This window comes from Hydrogenophaga sp., from assembly GCF_025699295.1.
In the GTDB taxonomy this organism is placed as follows: domain Bacteria; phylum Pseudomonadota; class Gammaproteobacteria; order Burkholderiales; family Burkholderiaceae_C; genus Hydrogenophaga.
On sequence record NZ_JAILWB010000018.1, the window covers coordinates 42,407 to 61,701 of the forward strand.

23 protein-coding genes are annotated in these 19,295 nt (G+C 69.1%); 14 read left to right on the plus strand and 9 right to left on the minus strand.

The window, feature by feature from the left end; translation table 11 throughout:
* Positions 1-5: 5 nt before the first annotated feature.
* From K5880_RS18130 to K5880_RS18145, 4 genes are all read right to left on the minus strand, one after another.
* Positions 6-2,129: a TonB-dependent receptor gene (locus tag K5880_RS18130; protein WP_297655562.1), complete on the minus strand. Its 2,124-nt coding sequence runs from the start codon at positions 2,127-2,129 to the stop codon at positions 6-8.
* Between the two features lie 81 nt (positions 2,130-2,210).
* The gene (locus tag K5880_RS18135) at positions 2,211-3,185 is read right to left on the minus strand and encodes a metal ABC transporter substrate-binding protein (RefSeq protein WP_297655564.1); all 975 of its coding nucleotides are present in this window, start codon (positions 3,183-3,185) and stop codon (positions 2,211-2,213) included.
* Positions 3,186-3,199: 14 nt separating this feature from the next.
* Complete coding sequence (locus K5880_RS18140) at positions 3,200-4,078, minus strand: metal ABC transporter permease (protein ID WP_297655567.1); 879 nt, start codon at positions 4,076-4,078, stop codon at positions 3,200-3,202.
* On the minus strand, positions 4,075-4,863 hold the full coding sequence (locus tag K5880_RS18145; RefSeq protein WP_297655570.1) for an ABC transporter ATP-binding protein: 789 nt from the start codon (positions 4,861-4,863) through the stop codon (positions 4,075-4,077). The genes K5880_RS18140 and K5880_RS18145 overlap by 4 nt, the downstream gene beginning before the upstream one ends.
* An 83-nt stretch (positions 4,864-4,946) precedes the next feature.
* Here K5880_RS18145 and K5880_RS18150 point away from each other — a divergent pair, with 83 nt between their 5' ends.
* The 6 genes from K5880_RS18150 to K5880_RS18175 are packed head-to-tail and all read left to right on the plus strand — an operon-like array spanning position 4,947 to position 9,138.
* Positions 4,947-5,447, plus strand: coding sequence for a Fur family transcriptional regulator (locus K5880_RS18150; protein WP_297655573.1), 501 nt, complete (start codon positions 4,947-4,949; stop codon positions 5,445-5,447).
* Positions 5,444-6,103, plus strand: a complete 660-nt coding sequence (locus K5880_RS18155) for an ATP-binding cassette domain-containing protein (RefSeq protein ID WP_297655576.1) — start codon at positions 5,444-5,446, stop codon at positions 6,101-6,103. Before K5880_RS18150 ends, K5880_RS18155 begins: the two co-directional genes overlap by 4 nt.
* Positions 6,100-7,323, plus strand: coding sequence for an FtsX-like permease family protein (locus tag K5880_RS18160; RefSeq protein ID WP_297655579.1), 1,224 nt, complete (start codon positions 6,100-6,102; stop codon positions 7,321-7,323). The genes K5880_RS18155 and K5880_RS18160 overlap by 4 nt, the downstream gene beginning before the upstream one ends.
* Before the next feature lie 5 nt (positions 7,324-7,328).
* Positions 7,329-7,577 (plus strand): hypothetical protein, encoded by a 249-nt coding sequence (locus tag K5880_RS18165; RefSeq protein WP_297655582.1) that lies wholly within the window; start codon positions 7,329-7,331, stop codon positions 7,575-7,577.
* A 27-nt stretch (positions 7,578-7,604) separates the two neighbouring features.
* On the plus strand, positions 7,605-8,165 hold the full coding sequence (locus K5880_RS18170; RefSeq protein WP_297655585.1) for a DUF3299 domain-containing protein: 561 nt from the start codon (positions 7,605-7,607) through the stop codon (positions 8,163-8,165).
* A 16-nt stretch (positions 8,166-8,181) separates the two neighbouring features.
* Positions 8,182-9,138 carry an AEC family transporter gene (locus tag K5880_RS18175; RefSeq protein ID WP_297655588.1) on the plus strand — a complete coding sequence of 319 codons (957 nt, stop codon included), beginning with the start codon at positions 8,182-8,184 and terminating at the stop codon, positions 9,136-9,138.
* 22 nt (positions 9,139-9,160) lie between these two features.
* Here K5880_RS18175 and K5880_RS18180 read toward each other — a convergent pair whose 3' ends face one another.
* Both K5880_RS18180 and K5880_RS18185 read right to left on the minus strand, forming a co-directional pair.
* Positions 9,161-9,613 carry an NINE protein gene (locus K5880_RS18180; protein ID WP_297655592.1) on the minus strand — a complete coding sequence of 151 codons (453 nt, stop codon included), beginning with the start codon at positions 9,611-9,613 and terminating at the stop codon, positions 9,161-9,163.
* 2 nt (positions 9,614-9,615) lie between these two features.
* Positions 9,616-10,146: a GNAT family N-acetyltransferase gene (locus tag K5880_RS18185; protein WP_297655595.1), complete on the minus strand. Its 531-nt coding sequence runs from the start codon at positions 10,144-10,146 to the stop codon at positions 9,616-9,618.
* 184 nt (positions 10,147-10,330) lie between these two features.
* Between K5880_RS18185 and rpsP the strand changes: the two genes are divergently transcribed.
* The 6 genes from rpsP to K5880_RS18215 all read left to right on the plus strand — a co-directional run bounded on the left by rpsP (position 10,331) and on the right by K5880_RS18215 (position 14,239).
* Entirely contained in the window at positions 10,331-10,588 is a 258-nt protein-coding gene (gene rpsP / locus K5880_RS18190; RefSeq protein WP_297655597.1) for a 30S ribosomal protein S16, read from the plus strand.
* Positions 10,589-10,604: 16 nt separating this feature from the next.
* Positions 10,605-11,204: a ribosome maturation factor RimM gene (gene rimM / locus K5880_RS18195; protein WP_297655600.1), complete on the plus strand. Its 600-nt coding sequence runs from the start codon at positions 10,605-10,607 to the stop codon at positions 11,202-11,204.
* Positions 11,205-11,212: 8 nt separating this feature from the next.
* A complete protein-coding gene (gene trmD, locus K5880_RS18200) occupies positions 11,213-11,989 on the plus strand; it encodes a tRNA (guanosine(37)-N1)-methyltransferase TrmD (protein ID WP_297655602.1) in 777 nt (258 codons plus the stop codon).
* Positions 11,990-12,122: 133 nt separating this feature from the next.
* Entirely contained in the window at positions 12,123-12,488 is a 366-nt protein-coding gene (gene rplS, locus K5880_RS18205) for a 50S ribosomal protein L19 (protein ID WP_297655605.1), read from the plus strand.
* 107 nt (positions 12,489-12,595) lie between these two features.
* A complete protein-coding gene (locus K5880_RS18210) occupies positions 12,596-13,279 on the plus strand; it encodes a CoA pyrophosphatase (protein WP_297655608.1) in 684 nt (227 codons plus the stop codon).
* A 30-nt stretch (positions 13,280-13,309) separates the two neighbouring features.
* Complete coding sequence (locus tag K5880_RS18215; RefSeq protein WP_297655611.1) at positions 13,310-14,239, plus strand: CobD/CbiB family protein; 930 nt, start codon at positions 13,310-13,312, stop codon at positions 14,237-14,239.
* On the opposite strand, the gene rsgA is transcribed toward K5880_RS18215, so the two are convergent.
* The 3 genes from rsgA to K5880_RS18230 are packed head-to-tail and all read right to left on the minus strand — an operon-like array spanning position 14,236 to position 16,782.
* A complete protein-coding gene (gene rsgA / locus K5880_RS18220) occupies positions 14,236-15,177 on the minus strand; it encodes a ribosome small subunit-dependent GTPase A (RefSeq protein ID WP_297655614.1) in 942 nt (313 codons plus the stop codon). The two genes, K5880_RS18215 and rsgA, sit on opposite strands and share 4 nt — an antisense overlap.
* Positions 15,177-15,497 (minus strand): 4a-hydroxytetrahydrobiopterin dehydratase, encoded by a 321-nt coding sequence (locus tag K5880_RS18225; protein WP_297655617.1) that lies wholly within the window; start codon positions 15,495-15,497, stop codon positions 15,177-15,179. Before K5880_RS18225 ends, rsgA begins: the two co-directional genes overlap by 1 nt.
* 19 nt (positions 15,498-15,516) lie before the next feature.
* Positions 15,517-16,782: a M48 family metallopeptidase gene (locus K5880_RS18230; RefSeq protein WP_297655619.1), complete on the minus strand. Its 1,266-nt coding sequence runs from the start codon at positions 16,780-16,782 to the stop codon at positions 15,517-15,519.
* 114 nt (positions 16,783-16,896) lie between these two features.
* On the opposite strand from K5880_RS18230, the gene orn reads away from it, so the two are divergent.
* Both orn and K5880_RS18240 read left to right on the plus strand, forming a co-directional pair.
* Positions 16,897-17,469: an oligoribonuclease gene (gene orn / locus K5880_RS18235; protein WP_297655738.1), complete on the plus strand. Its 573-nt coding sequence runs from the start codon at positions 16,897-16,899 to the stop codon at positions 17,467-17,469.
* A gap of 91 nt (positions 17,470-17,560) precedes the next feature.
* Positions 17,561-19,156, plus strand: coding sequence for an inorganic phosphate transporter (locus K5880_RS18240; RefSeq protein ID WP_297655624.1), 1,596 nt, complete (start codon positions 17,561-17,563; stop codon positions 19,154-19,156).
* Positions 19,157-19,295 lie beyond the last annotated feature (139 nt).

Here is a 19,295-nt window from a genome sequence, read left to right on the forward strand (position 1 = left end):
TGCACCTAGAAAAAGTAGCGCACCGACGCACCCACCTGGGTGCGGGGTTGCGGCGAGATCATCAGGCCCGCCGAGGTGCCGTAGGCGATGTCCGCGGCGAAGCGGCGCGGCTGGAAGACCGCGAAGACGGAGAACTGGAGCTTCTCGACGTCGTACGTGGCCTTGAGGTCGTAGCGCGTGTAGGTGGGCATGGTGCGCAGCTGGGTCTGCGGCGTTCCCACGTAGTACGGGTTCTGCGCCGTCAGGTACGCATCGGCGTTGAGCGTGAGGCGACCGGCGCCGAACCGCTGGCGGTACTCGGCACCGAGCTTGAGCTGGTGCTCCGGCACGGAGAGCCGCGCCCCCGCGGTGGGCAGGGGGTTGTTGATGCGCGCTTCGAGGATGCGACCGTAGCTGCCGTACACGGACCAGCTCGCGCCCAGCCGCAGGCGCGTTTCCAGTTCGAAGCCCCGGCGCGTGGTGTCGCCCACCGATCGGAAGGAACCGTCGGGCTGGGCCACGATTTCATCCTCGTTGAGCGTGTGATAGACCGCGCCCGATGCGGTCCAGTTCGGCGTCGGGGTGACGGTGAAGCCGATGTCGTGGGACTTCACCTTCGAGGGCGACACGTCGCTGACCGTACCCCCGGCCGCGCCCAGAGGGCCTGTCGAGCCGCTGCCGCTGATCTGTTCGGCGGCCGGCGAGCGAAAGCCCTCGGCCACGTTCGCGAAGACATCGAGCGTGGGCGTGACGCGCCACACCGCACCCAGCCTGGGCGTGGTCACCGCGTCCTTGTAGGCGGTGGATGCGCCCGGCAACTTGCGGTTTTCGATGTCGTAGTCGAACCAGTCGCGCCGCACGCCACCCAGCAGCTTGAAGTCCGGCGCCGGCTTGTACTGGGCTTGCGCGAAGAAGCCGTAGGTGAGCAAGTCGAGCCGCTGGTTGTTGACGTAGTTCGCGGTCGGTGCCCCGGCGATCCAGATCCGCCGGGTGGCGTCGCCCTCGTCGCGGCGCAGCTCGCCGCCCAAGGTGAGCGACGCGCTGTCGTCGAAAACGAAGTTGCGGGACAGCCGGCCGCCGAAGAAGTGGCGGTCGTCCGCACCCACCGTGTGCTGGACGCTGCTGTTGGTCGCGCCGCGCACGCGCTCGAAACTTTCCAGGTAGGCGGTCGCCGACCAGCCTGCCTCGCCCACCGCCGGGGACCGGTTGAACACCAGCGCGGTGCGTTCTCCGCTGCTGTAGCCCGGCAGGTTGGACTGCGTCGAGCGCGGATCGACCGCACCCCGTTGCAGATCGGGCAGCAGCAGATACCCCGCGGCGACCGCGTCTGCCCGGTAGTGGTTGATGCGCAGGCTGTAGAGACCATCACCCACGCGGGTGGAGAGCTTCCAGAAGATGTTGTCGCGCGCGACCTGGCCGTCGCGGCGGTAGCTGTCCGTGCGGTAGCTGTCCGCGATGAGGAGCGACTGGACCTCGCTGAAGGTGTTCGACAGCACCAGCGACGCCCGGCGGCCTCCGTAGCTCTCGAGCGAGAGCCCGACGCTAGAGGGAATGGGGCCGGTCTGCGTGGTGAGGTTCACGGCCCCGGCGCGGTTCTGGTCACCGTACAGCGCGGAAATCGGTCCCTTGATGACGTCGATGCGCCCGATCATGTCGGGCGTGATCCATTCCAGGTAGGCCGGCCCGTGTCCGGCGCCGGCCTGGCTGGAGGGCATGTTCTGGGGCACGCCATCCACGTAGACCGACGTGTCCGCGCCGTGCGTGCCTTGTGTCGCAAAGCCGCGCATGCGAAAGCCGTTGCCCGTTTCGCCCTGGTCGATGCTGTTGGCCACGACGCCCGGCACGCGCCGGAAGACGTTGGAGATGTCCCGGCCCACGTTGAGGGTGTCGATGTCCTCCCGGGTGATGACGGTGAGGGCCGAGGGCAGGCCGGTGCTGTCGTTGGTGACCTGGCTGCGTTTGCCCTGCAAGTCGGCCTGCCCGTGATCGGCGGTGACTCTCACCTCCTGCAGCGTGGGGGCCGACCCGGCGGGCTCACCGGCGGTGGTCTGCGCGGCGCTCACGCCACAGAACGCGGCGCTCATGCCGAGCACAAGGGGCAGGGGGCGCAACAGCGGCGTGGCACGGCGGTGTGGAGGCAGATGTTTCATGGGCGTATCAGGCGGAGAAAAGGACCTGCCCGGCGGGCAAGTGGTGGAAGTCGTTGAGGAGGCGCGCTGCCTGCGCCGTGTTCACTGGCCGCGCACCGCGCGGGTGAGCGCGCGCGTGTTGAACCGCATCAGGTCGATGTAGGTCGCGGCCTCGCCGCCGGGCACGGAGAGCGAGTCGGAATACAGCGCCCCGGACGGCTTCACGCCGGTCTCGCGCGCGATCTGCTCGATCAGCCGTGGGTCCGAGATGCTTTCGACGAACAGCGCCTTGATCTGGTCCTTGCGGATCTGCCGCACCAGCTGCGCCACGCCTTGGGCGGAGGCTTCGCTCTCGGTGCTCACGCCTTGCGGTGCCAGGAACTTCACGCCGTGGTCGCGCGCGTAGTAGGCGAAGGCGTCGTGCGAGGTGATCACCTGGCGCTGCGCCGCCGGGATCGGCGCCCAGGCCGCGCGGATCTCGCCGTCCAGTGCATCGAGTTGCGCGGTGTAGCTCCTGGCGTTGCGGTCGTAAAGCTCGCAGCCACCCGGGTCGGCGCGGCACAGGCCCAGGGCGATGTTCTTCACGAATACCTTGGCGTTGTTCACGCTCTGCCAGGCGTGCGGGTCGGTCTCGCCGTGGTCGTGCGCGCCGCGCGCATGGCCCTTCTTCTGGTGGTCGTGGTCGTCGTGACCGGGTTCCTTGAGCGGCTGAATGCCCTTGCTCACCACGACCTGCTGGCCCTTGTAGCCCGCGGTCTTGAGCAGGCGGCTGAGCCAGCCCTCGAAGCCCAGACCATTGGAGAACACCACCTGCGATTGCGCCACCAGCCGGGCCTGCGCGGGCGAGGGCTGGAACACATGGGCGTCGCTGCCGGGACCGACGAGCACCTCCACACTCACGCGCTCGCCGCCGACCTGGCGCACCAGATCGCCCAGGATGCTGAAGCTGGCGACGGCCTTGACGGGTGTCTGCGCGTGCAGCACCGGTGTGGCGGCGCCCAGCGCCAGGGCGAGGGTGGTGGCCACCAGGGCGTGGCGGCGCTGGAACGACGGGATGTGTGTGGTGTGGGTGGGCATGGGGGTCCTTCTGTTCAGGCTTTGAGATGGGAAAGCGGGGTGCGCTGCTGGCGCAGCAGGCCGTGCGGCGCGAACACCATGGAGAGCAGGTACATCACGCCCAGGCTGAGCACGATGACGGGGCTGGTCGGCCAGTCGGCGTGGTACGAGACCAGCAGGCCGCTGGCGCCGGCCAGCAGGGCCAGCACCACGGCCGTGGCCAGCAGCGGCCCGATGCGGCGCACCCAGAAGCGCGCGGTGGCGGCGGGCAGGACCATCACGCCCACGGCCATCAGAGTGCCCAGGGCGTGGAAGCCGGCCACGAGGTTGATCACGAGCAAGGCCATGAAGCCGTAGTGGGCTGCCGGGCTCCAGCGGCTGTTGCCGCGCAGGAAGCCCGGGTCCAGGCACTCGAGCACCAGCGGGCGGTACAGCACCGCGAGCGACACCAGCGTGGTGGCCGTGATGCCGCCCAGCAGCGCGAGCGCGGCGTCATCCAGCGCCAGCACGGTGCCGAACAGCACATGCAGCAGGTCCACGCTGTTGCCGCGCGTGGAGACGATCAGCACCCCCAGGGCCAGCGAGAGCAGGTAGAACGCAGCCAGGCTGGTGTCTTCGCGCAGCACCGTGTTGCGCGCGACCCAGCCCGAACCCACGGCCACGGCCAGGCCGGCGGCAATGCCCCCGATCGTCATGGCGCCCAGCGACAGACCGGCGGCCAGATAGCCGATGGCCGCGCCCGGCAGGATGGCGTGGGCCATCGCATCGCCGGTGAGGCTCATGCGCCGCAGCATGAGGAACACACCCACCGGAGCGGCGCTCAGCGCCAGTGCCACGCTGCCCAGCAGCGCGCGCTGCATGAAGCCGAACTCCAGGAAGGGCGCCAGCCACAGGTCTGCCCAGAGCGCGCTCATGCCATGACCTCACGGACCGGTGTCCCGGGGGTGGCGTTGCAGGGCGGCGCCTCGTCGTCAAAGGGTTCCTGCATGTGCAGCGCGCGTTGCCAGTTCGCGGGCGTGAGCACGTTGGCGGTGGGCCCCCAGGCGATGGGCTCGCGCGCGAGCAGCAGCGTCTGCGGGAAATGCGCGCGCACCTGCGCCAGGTCGTGCAGCACCGCCACCACGGTCTTGCCCTGCGCCTGCCAGCGGTGCAGCAGGGCCAGCAGGTCGTTGGTGGTGCGCTGGTCGATCGCCGCGAAGGGCTCGTCCAGCAGGACCACGGGGGCGTCCTGCAGGACCAGCCGGGCGAACAGGGCGCGCTGCAGCTGCCCGCCCGAGAGCGTGTCGATGCCGCGCCTCTCGAAGCCCAGCAGGCCCACCTCGGCCAGGGCGTCGTGGCAGGCCTGGCGGTGAGCAGCGGTGTAGCGGCCCAGGGCGCCGACTTCGTGCCACAGGCCCAGCATCACCATGTCCTGCACGGCAATCGGGAAGCTGCGGTCGATGCCCGATGGCTGCGGCAGCCAGGCCACGCGGTGCGTCTCCAGGCCGTCGATCCAGCCCCCGATGGGCCTGAGCCGCCCCGCCAGGGCCTTGATCAGGGTGGACTTGCCCGCCCCGTTGGGGCCCACCACCGCCACCAGCGAACCGGCCGCGACGGCGATGGACAGGTGGTGCACCGCGGGGTGCTGTTCATAGCCCAGGGTCAGGTCGCGCAGGACGAACGTGGTGGCCGGGACGGCGGAAGGCGTTTGGGGTGGCACGGTTGTTTGGGACTAAGATATTGCAACTCGATTGCGATAGCGCGCATGTTAACGCAACTATGTTGCGTTATTCAGGAGATCCCATGTCACCCCGTCCCCCCAGAGAAACGGCCACCGTGCCGCCGCACATCCAGACCCGCCTGGAGGCGGCCGGCCTGCGCCGCACGCTGGCCACGCGCGCGGTGCTGGGGCTCTTCCTGGCCAAGCCGACGGATGGCCTCACGCACGCCCAAGCCCTGGGCGCGCTCACCGCGCGCGGGCTGGAGATCAACCGCGTGACGCTGTACCGCCTGCTGGACCGGCTGGCCGCCTGCGGCGTGCTGCAGCGCCACACCGACGACCAGGCCCGCACCTGGCGCTTCAGCCTGGCGCCGCTGGAGACCGACGCTGCCGACGAGGGCGCGCTGCCGCGCTTCGAATGCGACGCCTGCCACCGCCAGTTCCGCCTGGCCGATGCCGGCGCGCCCACGCGCGCCATCGCGCAGGACCTGCTCGACACGCTGGCGCGCCTGGGCCACCAGGGTGAGCGGGTGGATGTGTCGGTGCACGGCACCTGCTCGAGCTGCGTGGAGTCGGCCGCGTGATCGCATCGCGCGGTGTGTCCTACGCCTACCCGCGCAGCGCAGCGCTGCGCCTGGGCGATGTGTCGGTGCCGCAAGGCGGCGTGCTGCTGCTGCGCGGCCCGTCGGGCAGCGGCAAGTCGACCTGGCTGGCGCTGGCCGCCGGCCTGCTCACGCCGTCGGCGGGTGAGATGGTGGTGGCCGGGCAGTCCGTCGGTAAGCTGCCGCCCGGCGCGCGCGACGCCTGGCGGGCGCGCCACATCGGCTTTCTGCCGCAGAAGCTGTTCCTGAGCGAGGCGCTTGGCGTGGCCGACAACCTGGCGCTGGCGTATTTCGCTGCCGGCTTGCCGGTGGACCGCGGCGCCATTGCGCAGGCGCTGGACAGCCTGGGCGTGGGCGACCTGGCGGCGCGCCGGCCATCGCAGCTCTCGGGCGGGCAGGCGCTGCGGGTGGCGCTGGCGCGCGCCACGCTCCTGCGTCCGCGCGTGATCCTGGCCGACGAGCCCACCGCCAGCCTGGACGACGACGCCTGCGCCGCCGCGCTGCAGCGGCTGCAGGGCCACGCCGCGGCGCTGCAGGCCACGCTGGTGATCGCCACGCACGATGCGCGCGTGCTGCAGGCGCTGCCGCGGGCTGAAGTGCTGGCCTTCCCGGCGGTCGCCGCGCGGATCCCCGCATGAATGTGCTGACCCTGTCCTGGCGCTACCTGTGGTCGCGGCCACTGTCCACGGTGCTCAACCTGTTGCTGCTCGCGCTGGGCCTGGCTTCCATGGCCTTCGTGCTGATCGCGCGCGACCAGGTCGACCGCGCCTTCGAGCGCGACCTGGCCGGCATCGACCTCGTGGTGGGCGCCAAGGGCAGCCCGATGCAGCTCATCCTCGCGGGCGTGTTCCACCTCGACGTGCCACCGGGCAACATCCCGCTGGCCGAAGCCAACCAGCTGGCGCGGCACCCGCAGGTGGCGCAGCTGATCCCGCTGAGCCTGGGCGACAACCTCGGGGGCTTTCGCATCGTCGGCACCACACGCGATTACCCGGCCCACTACGGCGCGCAGCTGGCCCGCGGCGCGTTCTGGCAGGCGCCGCTGGAAGCGGTGCTGGGCGCCCAGGTCGCGCAGCGCACCGGGCTGCAGCCCGGGCAGGCCTTCGAGGGCGCGCACGGGCTGGGAACGGGTGGCGCCGTGCACGGCGCCACGCCCTACACCGTGACCGGTGTGCTCGCGCCTTGCGGCTGCGTGCTCGACCGGCTGGTGCTCACCGCCACCGAATCCGTCTGGCGCGTGCACGACGACATGCACGCCGGCGCGAACATGAGCGAGGCCGAACGCGCCGAGCTGGCCGAGGCGCTGGCGGCCGAACGCGAGATCACGCTGGCCCTGATCCGCTACCGCACGCCACTGGCGGCGGTGAGCCTGCCGCGTTTCATCAACCAGAGCACGTCCATGCAGGCGGCGGCGCCGGCGGTGGAGATCACGCGCCTGCTGAGCATGGTGGGCGTGGGCACGCAGGTGCTGCGCGTGCTCGCGGCCGTGCTGCTGGTGATGGCGGGGCTTTCCGTGTTCATCGCGCTGTGGAGTGCGGTGCGCGAGCGCCGCGCGGACCTGGCCATGCTGCGCATGCTGGGCGCACCGCCCGCGCGCGTGGCCGCGCTGCTGCTGTGCGAGGCGCTCTGGCTCGCGCTGCTGGCCTGCGTGCTGGGCCTGCTGGCCGCGCACGCGCTCACCGCCCTGATGGGCGAAATGTTGATGGCCCGCCATTCGCTGGCCATCACCGGTTGGCAATGGGTGCCCGGGGAAGCCTGGGTGCCTGTGCTGGCCTTCGGGGTGGCGGTGGTGGCGGCCTTCGTGCCGGCGGCCAGCGCCTACCGTGTCGATGTCACTCAACTCCTGAATTCAAGGTGAATCCGATGAAGAAATCGTTCCTGTTCCTGTTCCTGTTCGCGGCCGCTGCGCTGTCCTCCGCCGCGCTCGCCCAGCACTCCGACAAGGAGGTCAAGGAAGACATTGCGCGCCACCGTGCCATGGCCGCCGCGCACGAAGGCGCGGCCAGGTGCCTGGAGGCCGGCAAGGGCGAAAAGGTCTGCATGCAGGAACTGTCGGTGGCCTGCAAGGGTCTGGCACTGGGAAAATACTGCGGCATGCGCCACGCGCATTGACGAACCGAAACCCGAGCGAGAGCACCGATGCCTGACCTGTTCCCAGTTCCCCGCTTCCTCGCCGCACTGCTTGTGGCGGGCGTGGCGTTGCACGGCGGCGTCCAGGCCCAGACCCTGAGTTCACCCGTGCCCTCGGGCAACAGCCCGGCGGCTGCGCCTTCGGGCCTGCCCGGCGGCCAGGGCGCTGGCGTGCACAGCCCGCTGAGCCCGTTTCCCCCGCTGCCCAGGCGCGACGACGTGGTGGCATGGTCGCTGCTCACCGACGTCACGACCAAGGTCGAGAAGAAGCGCATCGTGCCGGTCTACCCCGCGCCGGTGGCCGCACTGAACCAGAAGACGCTTCGCCTGCAGGGCTACATGATGCCGCTGGAGCCGGGCGAGAACCAGCGCCACTTCCTGCTGGCATCCGTGCCGCTGACCTGCAGCTTCTGCACGCCCGGCGGCCCCGAGAGCATGGTCGAGGTGCGCACGCGCAAGCCGGTGAAGTACGTGCTGGAAGCCGTGGTGGTCGAGGGCACCTTCCACGTGCTCAAGGACGACCCGTACGGTCTGTACTACCGCATCACCGGGGCGGTCGGCGTCGAGTAGTCGGTACCATCGCCGGGTGAACCTCGCCACCCACCCCGTCGTTGCCTCCCTGACCCCGGTTTTCATCCTGATCGGCTTCGGCTACCTGGCGGGGCGCTGGCAGTGGATCCGCGACGCGGCGGTGAAGGACCTCTCCAACCTGGTGTTCCTGCTGCTGATCCCGGCGCTGCTGTTCCGCACCATGAGTACGGTGCATGTCGAGGCGCTGGACCTGCGGCCGGTGCTGGCCTACTTTCCGGCGGCGCTGGTGCTGCTGGGCGTCTCGATCGCCTGGCGGGGCTTCAACCGCAGCAGTGTGGTGCTGGGGCTGGCGGGGGTGTTCTCCAACATGGTGATGATCGGTATCACCCTGGTCGAACTGGCCTACGGCAAGGCAGCCCTGGTGACGCTGCTCACGCTGGTCTCGGTGCATGCGCTCATCCTGCTGACCTTCGGCTCCATCGTGATCGAGCTGGCCGTTGCGCGTGAAGCCCGCGCCGGCGGCGAGCGCGCGCCGCACGTGCTGGCCACCGCGTGGTCGGCGTTCAAGGCCTCGCTGATCCATCCGATTCCCCTGCCCATCCTCAGCGGCCTGCTGTTCGCGCAGACCGGGCTCGTGCTGCCCACGGTGGTGGACAGGCCGCTGCAGTTGCTCGGTGCCGCCTTCGGGCCGATCGCGCTCGTGCTGCTGGGTGTGACGCTGGCGCGCACGCCGCTGCGCGGGCATGTGCGGCAGGCACTGTGGGTCACGGTGTCCAAGAACCTGATCATGCCGGTGCTGGTGGGACTGAGCGCCTGGGCACTGGGCATCACCGGCCTGCCGCTGACGGTGATGGTCGTGGCCGCCGCGCTGCCCATCGGCGCCAACGTGTTCCTGTTTGCCCAGCGCTACGACGTGGTGCAGGAAACGACAACCGCCAGCATGGGCCTGTCCACGCTGCTGGCGCTGTTCACGCTGTCCCTGGTCATGCTGATCATGTCCTGGATCAACTGAGCGCCTGCTGGCGCGATCCGCCTCACTGGCTGATCTTGCGCGCCTCTTCCACCTGGTACTCGAAGTAGCGCTGGAAGCCGAAGGCCAGGCTGCCCATGAAGGCGACCGTGCCCAGCAAGAGGGCGGCCACCACGGCGCCGATGGTGAGCCAGTGCGTGGCGCCCGCCACCGCGTCTGCTGGCAATCCGGGGTTGAACCAGCGGTTCCACTTCTCGCGGTCGGTGAGTGCAAAAACGATGGCCGTGAGGCAACTGGCGGCCACTGTCATTCCCAGCAGCGGGATCAGCAACCAAGAGAGCTTGTCGTCCTGCCCGTAGGTGAGCACGCGCTCCACGCCCCACCAGCCCAGCGCGGCGGGCACCGGGTGCAGCCAGCCGATCCAGTCGCCCGGGCCGCGCAGGTAGAAACGGTGCAGGCCGAGCGTGCCGCCCAGCAGCGCGAGCCAGACGGCGACGGTCTTGTTCTTGCCGGCCATGCTCAGGCGCCCTCGACCGGCGGGGCGCTGTCGCCCGCGCCCAGGGTCTTCTGCATGAGCACGATGTCGAGCCAGCGGTCGAATTTCCAGCCGCAGGACTGCACCACGCCCACCATCTCGAAGCCCAGCGCCTTGTGCACGCCGATCGAACCGGCGTTGGCCGAATCGCCGATGACGGCCATGACCTTGCGCGTGCCGGTGCGCTCGAGCACCGCCAGCAGTTCGGCCAGCAGGGCGCGGCCCAGGCCCTTGCGGTGCGCGGCCGGGTCCATGTAGATCGAGTCCTCGACCGAGAAGCGGTAGGCCGGGCGCGGCTTGAACCAGTTGCCATACGCGAAGCCCAGCACCTGGCCGCTTTCCTCGGCCACCAGCCAGGGCAGGCCCTTGGCCAGCACGTCGGCGCGGCGCGCCGTCATGTCGGCCAGGCCGGGCGGGGTGGTCTCGAAGGTGCCCGTGCCGTGCAGCACGTGGTGGCCATAGATGCGGGTGATGGCGTCGAGGTCTTCGTCGCGGCTGGGGCGGATCAGGGGCATGGGAGGCAAAGGAAGAGAGTGAAAAAGGGGGCGCGGGCGGAACCTGCGAACGGGCTATAATCGCGGGTTTCGTGGCGTTTCGCTGGCCGGGTGGTCAGTCGTGTGTCTCAGGCGCTGCAGATAAGCGGATCGCAAGATCCGGTGAAGTACCGATCCTGGTACCTCTCCACCCGAAGGATAAATCATGGTCGTCATCCGACTCTCCCGCGGCGGCGCTAAAGCCCGTCCGTTCTACAACATCGTGGTTGCGGACAAGCGCAACCGCCGCGATGGCCGCTTCATCGAGCGCATCGGCTTCTACAACCCCCTGGCCCGCGGCGGTGAAGAGCCCCTGCGCATCGCCATGGACCGCCTGACCTACTGGACCGGCGTGGGCGCCACGCCCTCAGACACCGTCCAGCGCCTGGTCAAGCAGAACGCCGCCAAGGCCGCCGCGGCCTGATCTCACCGCTTCGCTGGTGAACAGCCCCGCGTCCGGCGCCTTCAAGGCGTCGCCCCTGCCCGACGATGCCGTCGAGCTGGGGCGCATTCAGGACGCGTGGGGCATCAAGGGGTGGGTCCGCATCCTGCCCCACAGCGCCGACACCTCGGCGCTGCTCGCTTCCTCCGAATGGTTCCTGCAGCCACCCGAAGCCCGCTTCGCGCGTGGCTTTTCGGCGTTCACGGGCTGCGTGTCGGTGGCGCTCTCCGAGGTCAAGCCACACACCGACGGCCTGGTCGCTCAGCTGCAGGGCGTGGACGACCGCAATGCGGCCGAAGCTCTCAAGGGCGTGCGCATCTACCTGCCGCGCAGCGCCTTTCCCGCCACGCCCGAGGGTGAGTACTACTGGGTCGACCTGATCGGCCTGGACGTGATCAACCGCGAAGGCGTGCACCTGGGCGTGGTGCGCGACCTCATGCCCACCGGGCCGACCTCGGTGCTCGTGCTCGAATACACCGAAACCGTCGACGGCGCCGAGCAGATCGCCGAACGCATGATCCCGTTCGTCGCGGCCTATGTCGACGATGTGGACAAGGTCGCACGCCGGATCACGGTCGACTGGCAACCGGACTATTAGTCCTCCCGATGCGCTTCGACGTCATCACCCTGTTTCCCGAGCTCTTCGCGCCGTTCCTGCAGCACGGCATCAACCGCCGCGCCTTCGAGTCCGGCCAGGTGGCCGTGCATCTGTGGAACCCGCGCGACTTCGCCGAGGGCAACTACCGGCGGGTGGACGATCGCCCGTTCGGCGGTGGCCCGGGCATGGTGATGATGGCCGAGCCGCTGTGGCAGTGCCTGCAGGCGGTTCGCGCCGCCCGCGCCGAACCCGACGGCGCGCGCGCGCCGGTGGTGCTGTTCTCGCCCATCGGCCAGCCGCTGGATCACACCGGTGTCGAGCGGTGGTCGCACGGCGACGGTGCCGTGCTCATCTGCGGCCGCTACGAGGGCATCGACCAGCGCTTCATCGACAGCTGTGTCGACCAGCAGATCAGCCTGGGTGACTTCGTGCTCTCGGGTGGCGAGATCGCCGCCATGGCGCTGCTCGATGCGGTGGCACGCCTGCAGCCCGGCGTGCTGGGCGACGAGGGCAGTCACCAGCAGGACAGCTTCAACCCCACGCTCGATGGCCTTCTCGACAGCCCGCACTTCACCCGACCCGAACAATGGCAGGGCCCCGAAGGCCCGATGCCGGTGCCCGAGGTGCTGCTGGGCGGGCACCACGAGCGCATCGCCCGCCACCGGCGCGAACAAAGCCTGCTGCTCACGGCACAGCGCCGGCCCGATCTGCTGGCCCGGGCGCGGGCCCGGGGTTTGCTGGACGCGGCGGACCAGGCTTTCCTGCGTTCGCAGGGATTGCTATAATCCAAGGCTTTTCGATCCTCTGACCGGCCGCCGCGACCGGGCCAGCCCGCAGACCCTCAGAGGTCTGGACAGGGCCCCTGCCGGATTCGCGGCCTTTAGTGCAGCGCGGGCATGATCGACAAAACAGGAAATCATGAACCTCATCCAGACCCTTGAGCAGGAAGAAATTGCTCGCCTCGGCAAAGTGATCCCGCCGTTCGCCCCTGGCGACACCGTGATCGTCAGCGTCAACGTGATCGAAGGCACGCGCAAGCGCGTGCAGGCCTACGAAGGCGTGGTGGTGGCCCGTCGCAACCGCGGCCTGAACTCCAGCTTCATCGTGCGCAAGATCTCCAACGGCGAAGGCGTGGAGCGCACCTTCCCGCTGTACAGCCCGCTGATCGCCAAGATCGAAGTCAAGCGCCGCGGTGACGTGCGCCGTGCCAAGCTGTACTACCTGCGCGAGCGCAGCGGCAAGTCGGCCCGCATCAAGGAAAAGCTGGGCGCCAAGGCCGCGTAAGGCCTCGCCTCACGGCTCCCTTGAAGAAAGCCGCTCCCCGGAGCGGCTTTTTTGCGTCTGGCCCTGCCACAGCGCGGGGCACGGCCTGTCGCTATGCTCCAGCCCACATGACCCAGCTCCTGCCCGCCTTTGACCCCCGCCTTGTGCCCATCGTGGCCGACGAGGACGACGAGATGCTGCAACCCGCGCAGGCGCAGCGCCTCACGCCCGCGGGCCTGCGCGAGCTCTTCGCCCGCCCGCCGGTCTGGACGCCCGAACTGCGCCGTGAGCCGAAATTTGCCGATCGCCCGCCCGCCGAAGCCGCCGTGCTGCTGCCGCTGGTGATGCGCAAGGAACTCACACTGATCCTGACGCAGCGCACCACACACATGTCCACTCACTCGGGGCAGATTGCCCTGCCGGGCGGCAAGCTCGACCCGGAAGACGCCGACGCCACGGCCGCGGCGCTGCGCGAGGCACACGAGGAAATCGGCCTGGCGCCCGAGCGGGTGGAGGTGCTGGGCACGCTGCCGGTGTACGTCACCGGCACCTCGTTCAGCGTCACGCCGGTGGTGGGGCTGGTGCAGCCCGGTTTCGAACTGGTGCCCAACCCGTACGAGGTGGACGATGTGTTCGAGGTGCCACTGGCCTACCTGATGAACCCGCTGCACCACCGCCGCCACGCGCTGGCGTTCGAGGGCGTGGTGCGGCAGTGGTACTCGATGCCCTACCAGGACGGCGATCGCGAGCGCTTCATCTGGGGCGCAACGGCCGGCATGCTGCGCAACTTCTACCGCCTGCTCAGCGCCTGACACCGGCGAGCTCGCCACTATGATGGCGCCATGAGTTTTTTCGCCATCCTCGTTGCCCTGCTGCTGGAGCAGGCGCGCCCACTGGCTTTCGACAACCCGGTGCATGCCGGGCTGCGCGGCTGGGCGCGCACCGTGCGGCGCAACCTGGATGCCGGCCAGTCCTCGCACGGCTGGGTCGCGTGGTCGCTCGCTGTGGGTGTGCCGGCCGCCATTGCGGGCCTGGTGTACGGGGGCCTGTGGCAGTTCAGCTCGGTGCTCGCGTTTGCCTGGGCCGTGGCCATCCTGTACGTCACGCTCGGGTTCCGCCAGTTCAGTCACCACTTCAGCGAGATCCGCCAGGCGCTGGACGAGGGCAACGAATTGCTGGCGCGCGAGAAGCTCGCGCGCTGGCTGCGGGTCGATGCGTCCAGCCTGCCGCGCGCGGAGCTGCTGCGCCAGGTGATCGAGCAGTCGGTGCTGGCCGCGCACCGACATGTGTTCGGCGTGCTGGTGTGTTTCGTGGTGTTCTGGGCACTGGGCATGGGGCCGGCGGGCGCCGTCTTCTACCGCCTGGCCGAATACCTCTCGCGCAACTGGCGCGCGCGGCCCGACGGCACGCCTAGCCTGGGTTTGCAGCACGCCGCCGCACGGGCCTGGGCCTGGGTCGACTACGTGCCGGCGCGTGCCACGGCCCTCGGCTTTGCCGTGGTCGGCAATTTCGAAGAGGCGCTGGCGAGCTGGCGCGGCGATGCCGAACGTTTCGCGCCCGGCAGCGACGGTGTGGTGCTGGCCGCCACCTCGGGTGCGCTCAACGTGCGACTGGCACCGCAGCCCGACGCATTCGCCTTGCCGGAAGAAGGCGACCCGGGCCACCGGCCCGAACCCCAGCTGGCCCACCTGGGCAGTGTCGTGGGTCTGGTGTGGCGCTCGGTGGTCTTGTGGATGCTGCTGCTCGCACTGCTGACCCTGGCCGGGCTCTAGTACCGGCGCTTGTCCGAGAGCTCTGCGAACAGTTCGCGATAGAGGCGGTAGCGGTTCTCGCTGATCGCCAGTGCGTCGGCGCCAGGCTGATCCGCGTCGCCCGTCTGCACATGCGCCACCACGGCGCAGCCCGGTTCGTGCAGGTGGGTGCAGTTGTAGAACCGGCAGTCCCCCAGCGTGGCGTTCAGGTCGGGCATGAGCTGGGCGAGCTGCATGGGCTCGATGTGGTTCAGGCCGAATTCCTGGAAACCCGGCGAATCGATCAGGGCGGTCTGGCGCGCCGCGTCCACCCAGTACCAGGTCGTGCTGGTGGTCGTGTGCTTGCCCGAGTTGAGCGCGCGAGAGATCTCGCCTGTTTGCGCACGCGCTTCGGGCACCAGCCGGTTCACCAGCGTGCTCTTGCCCACGCCCGACGGGCCCAGCACCAGTGTGCGTTTGCCCTCCAGACGCTCCTGCAGTGCGGCCAGGCCGTCATCCGGTCCTTCGCCGGCCTTCAGGCGCAGGGGCAGCACCGCGCAGCCCATGCGCCGGTAGGGCGCCAGCCGTGCCCAGGCGCGGTCGAATGCGGGTTGCAGGTCGCTCTTGTTGAGCACGATCAGCACGTCGATGCGCTCGGCCTGCGCCGCGATCAGCGCGCGTGTGAGCTGGCTCTCGGAGAACTCCGGGTCGGCCGCGACCAGCACCAGCACCTGGTCCAGGTTGGCGGCGAACGACTTGGTGCGCATCTCGTCCTGCCGGTAGAACAGGTTGCGCCGCTCGTCCACGCGTTCGATGCTGCCCTCGTCGCCCGTGACCTGCCATTGCACGCTGTCACCGACCACCACCGCGTTCTTCTTGCCGCGCGGGTGGCAGATGCGGCGTGTGCCGTCGGGGCTTTCCACGAGGCAGTGGCGCCCGTGGGCGGCCACCACCAGTCCGGGTTGCAGGCCGGCGGCCATCAATCCTTCTGCAGTGCGTCCACCGCGGCGGCGCAGTGGAAATCGCTGACCGAGATGCCACCCACGTCGTGCGTGTTGAAACGCACCGTGCAGCGGCTGTAGCTCACCGCCAGATCGGGGTGGTGGTCTTCGCGGTGCGCGATCCAGGCCAGCGCGTTCACGAAGGCCATGGTGGCGTGGTAGTTGGCGAAGGTGTAGGTCTTCTCCAGGGCGCCGTCGATCAGCTTCCAGCCCTGGGCGTCGTCGCCGTTGAGCTGGGTGAGACGGGTGACGATTTCGGTGGCGGAGAGGGCGCGGCGGTTCTGGTGGATCGGGTTCATGGCAGGGGTGGTCGTGCGGTCAGGCAGCGGGTTGCAGGCGCGCAATGCGCTCGCTGGCAGGGGGATGGGAGTAGTAGAAGCGGGCGTACACCGGGTCGGGCGTGAGCGTGCTGGCGTTGTCCTTGTAGAGCTTGAGCAGCGCGCTGGCCAGATCGGTGCCGCTGGTGTGCGCGACGGCATAGGCGTCGGCCTCGAACTCGTGCTTGCGCGAGAGCTGCGCCATCAGCGGTGAGAGGAAGAAGGTGAACAGCGGCACGACCATCAGGAACAGCAGCAGGGCAAGCGCGTCGTTGGGCGTGTCCATCGAGGGTGTCACGCCCAGGCCGCTGTAGAACCAGGCCTGGCTGGAGACCCAGCCCAGCGCGGCAAAGCCGGCCAGGCTCAGCGCGAACATCAGCCCGATGCGCTTGAGGATGTGGCGGCGCTTGTAGTGGCCGAGCTCGTGCGCGAGCACGGCGTCGATCTCGTCCGGGCTCAGCTGCTTGAGCAGGGTGTCGAAGAACACCACGCGCTTGGCGGCGCCGAAGCCGGTGAAGTAGGCGTTGGCGTGCGCGCTGCGCTTGCTGCCGTCCATGACGAACAGGCCTTTCGCGGCGAAGCCGCAGCGCTGCATCAGCGCATTCACGCGGGCCTTGAGCGCCTCGTCCGACAGCGGCTCGAACTTGTTGAACAGCGGCGCGATCACCGTCGGGTAGAGCACCAGCGCGAGCAGGTTGAAGACCATCCACACGCCCCAGGCCCAGAGCCACCAGGCCGGGCCCGCCGCGCCCATCAGCCACAGCACCACCGCCGCGATCGGCAGGCCGACCAGCGCGCCCACCAGCGTGCCCTTGAGCAGGTCGGCCAGCCAGAGCGAAATCGTCATCTTGTTGAAGCCGAAACGCTCTTCGATGCGGAAGGTGGCGTACCAGCTCAGCGGCAGCGTGATCAGGCTGCCGATGAGCACGAAGGCCGCGATCAGCGCGAGCTGCTGCACCAGGCCGCCGCCCAGCGCACCCAGCAGCGTCTGGTTCAACCAGTCCAGGCCGCCGAGCAGCGTCCAGCCCAGCAGCAGGGCTGCCTCCAGCGCGGTTTCCAGCAGGCCGAAACGGGTCTTGGTGAGGGTGTAGTCGGCTGCCTTCTGGTGCGATTCGACCGAAATGGTGTCGCTGAAAGCGGCCGGCACCGCGCCCCGATGGCGCGCCACATGGCGGATCTGGCGGCTGGCGAGCACGGTGCGCACGACCAGACCCAGCACCAGCAGGGCGCAGAAGAGGGCGGTGAAAGAGAGCGAGGCGGTGTCCATGGGGCCGAGTCTATCGAAGACGGCCACGGCGACCCGCTGTCAGGGCCAAGCGGCGGATCGGCGAAAATCCCCGCCATGACCTCTGCCAACCCCCCGGCCACCGCCGCCGCGGCGATGCCCGCCACCGACACTCCCACCCCCACCCTCGCCAAGAGCGACCAGAACCTGGTCTGGCTCGACTGCGAGATGAGTGGCCTGGACCCGGAGAAAGAGCGCCTGCTGGAGATCGCGGTGGTGATCACCGGCCCGCTGCTCACGCCGCGCATCGAAGGCCCGGTGATCGTGATCCACCAGAGCGATGCCCTGCTGGGCGCCATGGACGCCTGGAACAAGGGCACGCACGGCCGCAGCGGGCTGATCGACAAGGTCAAGGCCAGCACGGTGGACGAAGACGCCGCGCAGGCCGAACTGCTGGCCTTCATCGGGAAATACGTGCCGAAGAACGGCTCGCCCATGTGCGGCAACACCATCAGCCAGGACCGGCGCTTCCTGGTGAAGTACATGCCCAAGCTGGAGGCGTATTTCCACTACCGCTGCCTGGACGTGAGCACGCTCAAGGAGCTCGCCAAGCGCTGGCGGCCCGAGGTCTACAACGCCTTCAAGAAGCAGCAGAAGCACACCGCGCTGGCCGACGTGCACGAGTCCATCGATGAACTCGAGCACTACCGCACCCATTTCCTGCGTTGAGCCTGCATCGGGCGCCGCCCGGGCCGGGCAGGGCGCCACGTGCCTGGCCGGGTGCCGCATGCCAGAATCGTGACAAATCCGTGATACCTGTATGACAAAAAAATCCCGCTCCCGCTTCGTCGCGAAACACCAGGACGTGCTCCAGCTCGGTGCCGCGCTGCTGTTCCTGCTGCTGGTGGGGGTGTACGCCTCGCTCACCGGCGCCTCCACGGTCGGCCTGGCTTCCTCGGCGGTGTGGCTGCTGATCGTGGCCGCGGCCGTCGGCGCCTACATGGCCATGAACATCGGCGCCAACGACGTGGCCAACAACATGGGCCCGTCGGTGGGATCCGGGGCCCTGACCATGGGCTGGGCCATCGTGGTGGCCGCGGTGTTCGAGGCGCTGGGCGCCATCGTGGCCGGTGGCGATGTGGTGGGCACCATCAAGGGTGGCATCATCGATCCGGGCCAGATCGGCGACCCGGCGCTGTTCGCCTCGGTCATGTTCTCCGCACTGCTGGCCGGCGCGCTCTGGCTCAACCTGGCCACCGCGCTGGGCGCGCCGGTGTCCACCACCCACTCCATCATCGGCGCGGTCATGGGCGCTGGCATCGCGGCCGGCGGCTGGGGCCTTGTCAACTGGGGCACCATCGGCGCCATCGTGGCGAGCTGGGTGGTATCGCCGCTGCTGGGCGGTGCGCTGGCCGCGGCCTTCCTGTACCTGATCAAGCGCAGCGTGACCTACCGCAGCGACAAGACCGACGCCGCCAGCCGCGTGGTGCCGGTGCTCATCTCCCTGATGGTCTGGGCCTACACCACCTACATGCTGGTCAAGGGCGTGAGCCAGATGGTCAAGGTCGGCTTTCTGGTGGCCCTGCTGGCGGGCGCGGTGGTGGCGGCCCTGGTGTGGTGGCTGATCCGCAAGCCGATCGCGCGCATGGCCATGCGCCAGCACAACAGCAAGGACGGCGTCAACCGCCTGTTCACCTGGCCGCTGATCTGCTCGGCCGCGCTGCTGAGCTTCGCGCACGGCGCCAACGACGTGGCCAACGCCATCGGTCCGCTGGCAGCGATCTACGAAGCGGTGAAGGAAGGTGCGATTGCCACCAAGGCCGGCACGCCGCTGTGGATCATGGTGCTCGGTGCGCTGGGGCTGTCGATCGGCCTGGCGCTGTATGGCGCGCGCCTCATCCGCACCGTGGGCAAGGAAATCACCGAGCTGGACAACATGCGCGCGTACTCCATCGCGATGTCCGCCACGCTCACGGTGATCATCGCTTCGCAGCTGGGCATGCCGGTGTCGACCACCCATATCTCCATCGGCGCGGTGTTCGGTGTGGGCTTCCTGCGCGAGCTGCTCAAGGTGAACTACGCCAAGATGGAAGCGGTGGTGTTCGCCGGCCACCAGGGCGCCGACCGCGACGAGGTCGAGGCCTACCTGAACCGGTTCGAGGCCGCCGAGGTCAGCGAGAAGAAGCGCATGCTGGCCGACATGAAGCGCCGCGCCAAACAGCGCGAGGCGGCCGAAACCGCCCTGGGCGCGGTGTTCGCCAAGAAGGAACAGAAGGCGTTCCGCAAGGCCTACAAGAAGGAAATCGTCAAGCGCTCGGTGGTCATGCGCATCGTGGCCGCCTGGATCATCACCGTGCCCGCCACGGCGGTGGTGGCGGCGGTGCTGTTCCACATCGTTCGCGCCGTGTTGAGTTGAGGGCGCAGAAAGATTCAGGGTTTTCCCTGAATCTGTGCCATAATCGCAGGCTTCGCAGGCAACTGCGATGATTTGTGCATCTGCCTCACACACCAGGCCCCCCGCATTGCAGGACGGGGCCTTCGCTCCCGGCGTCACG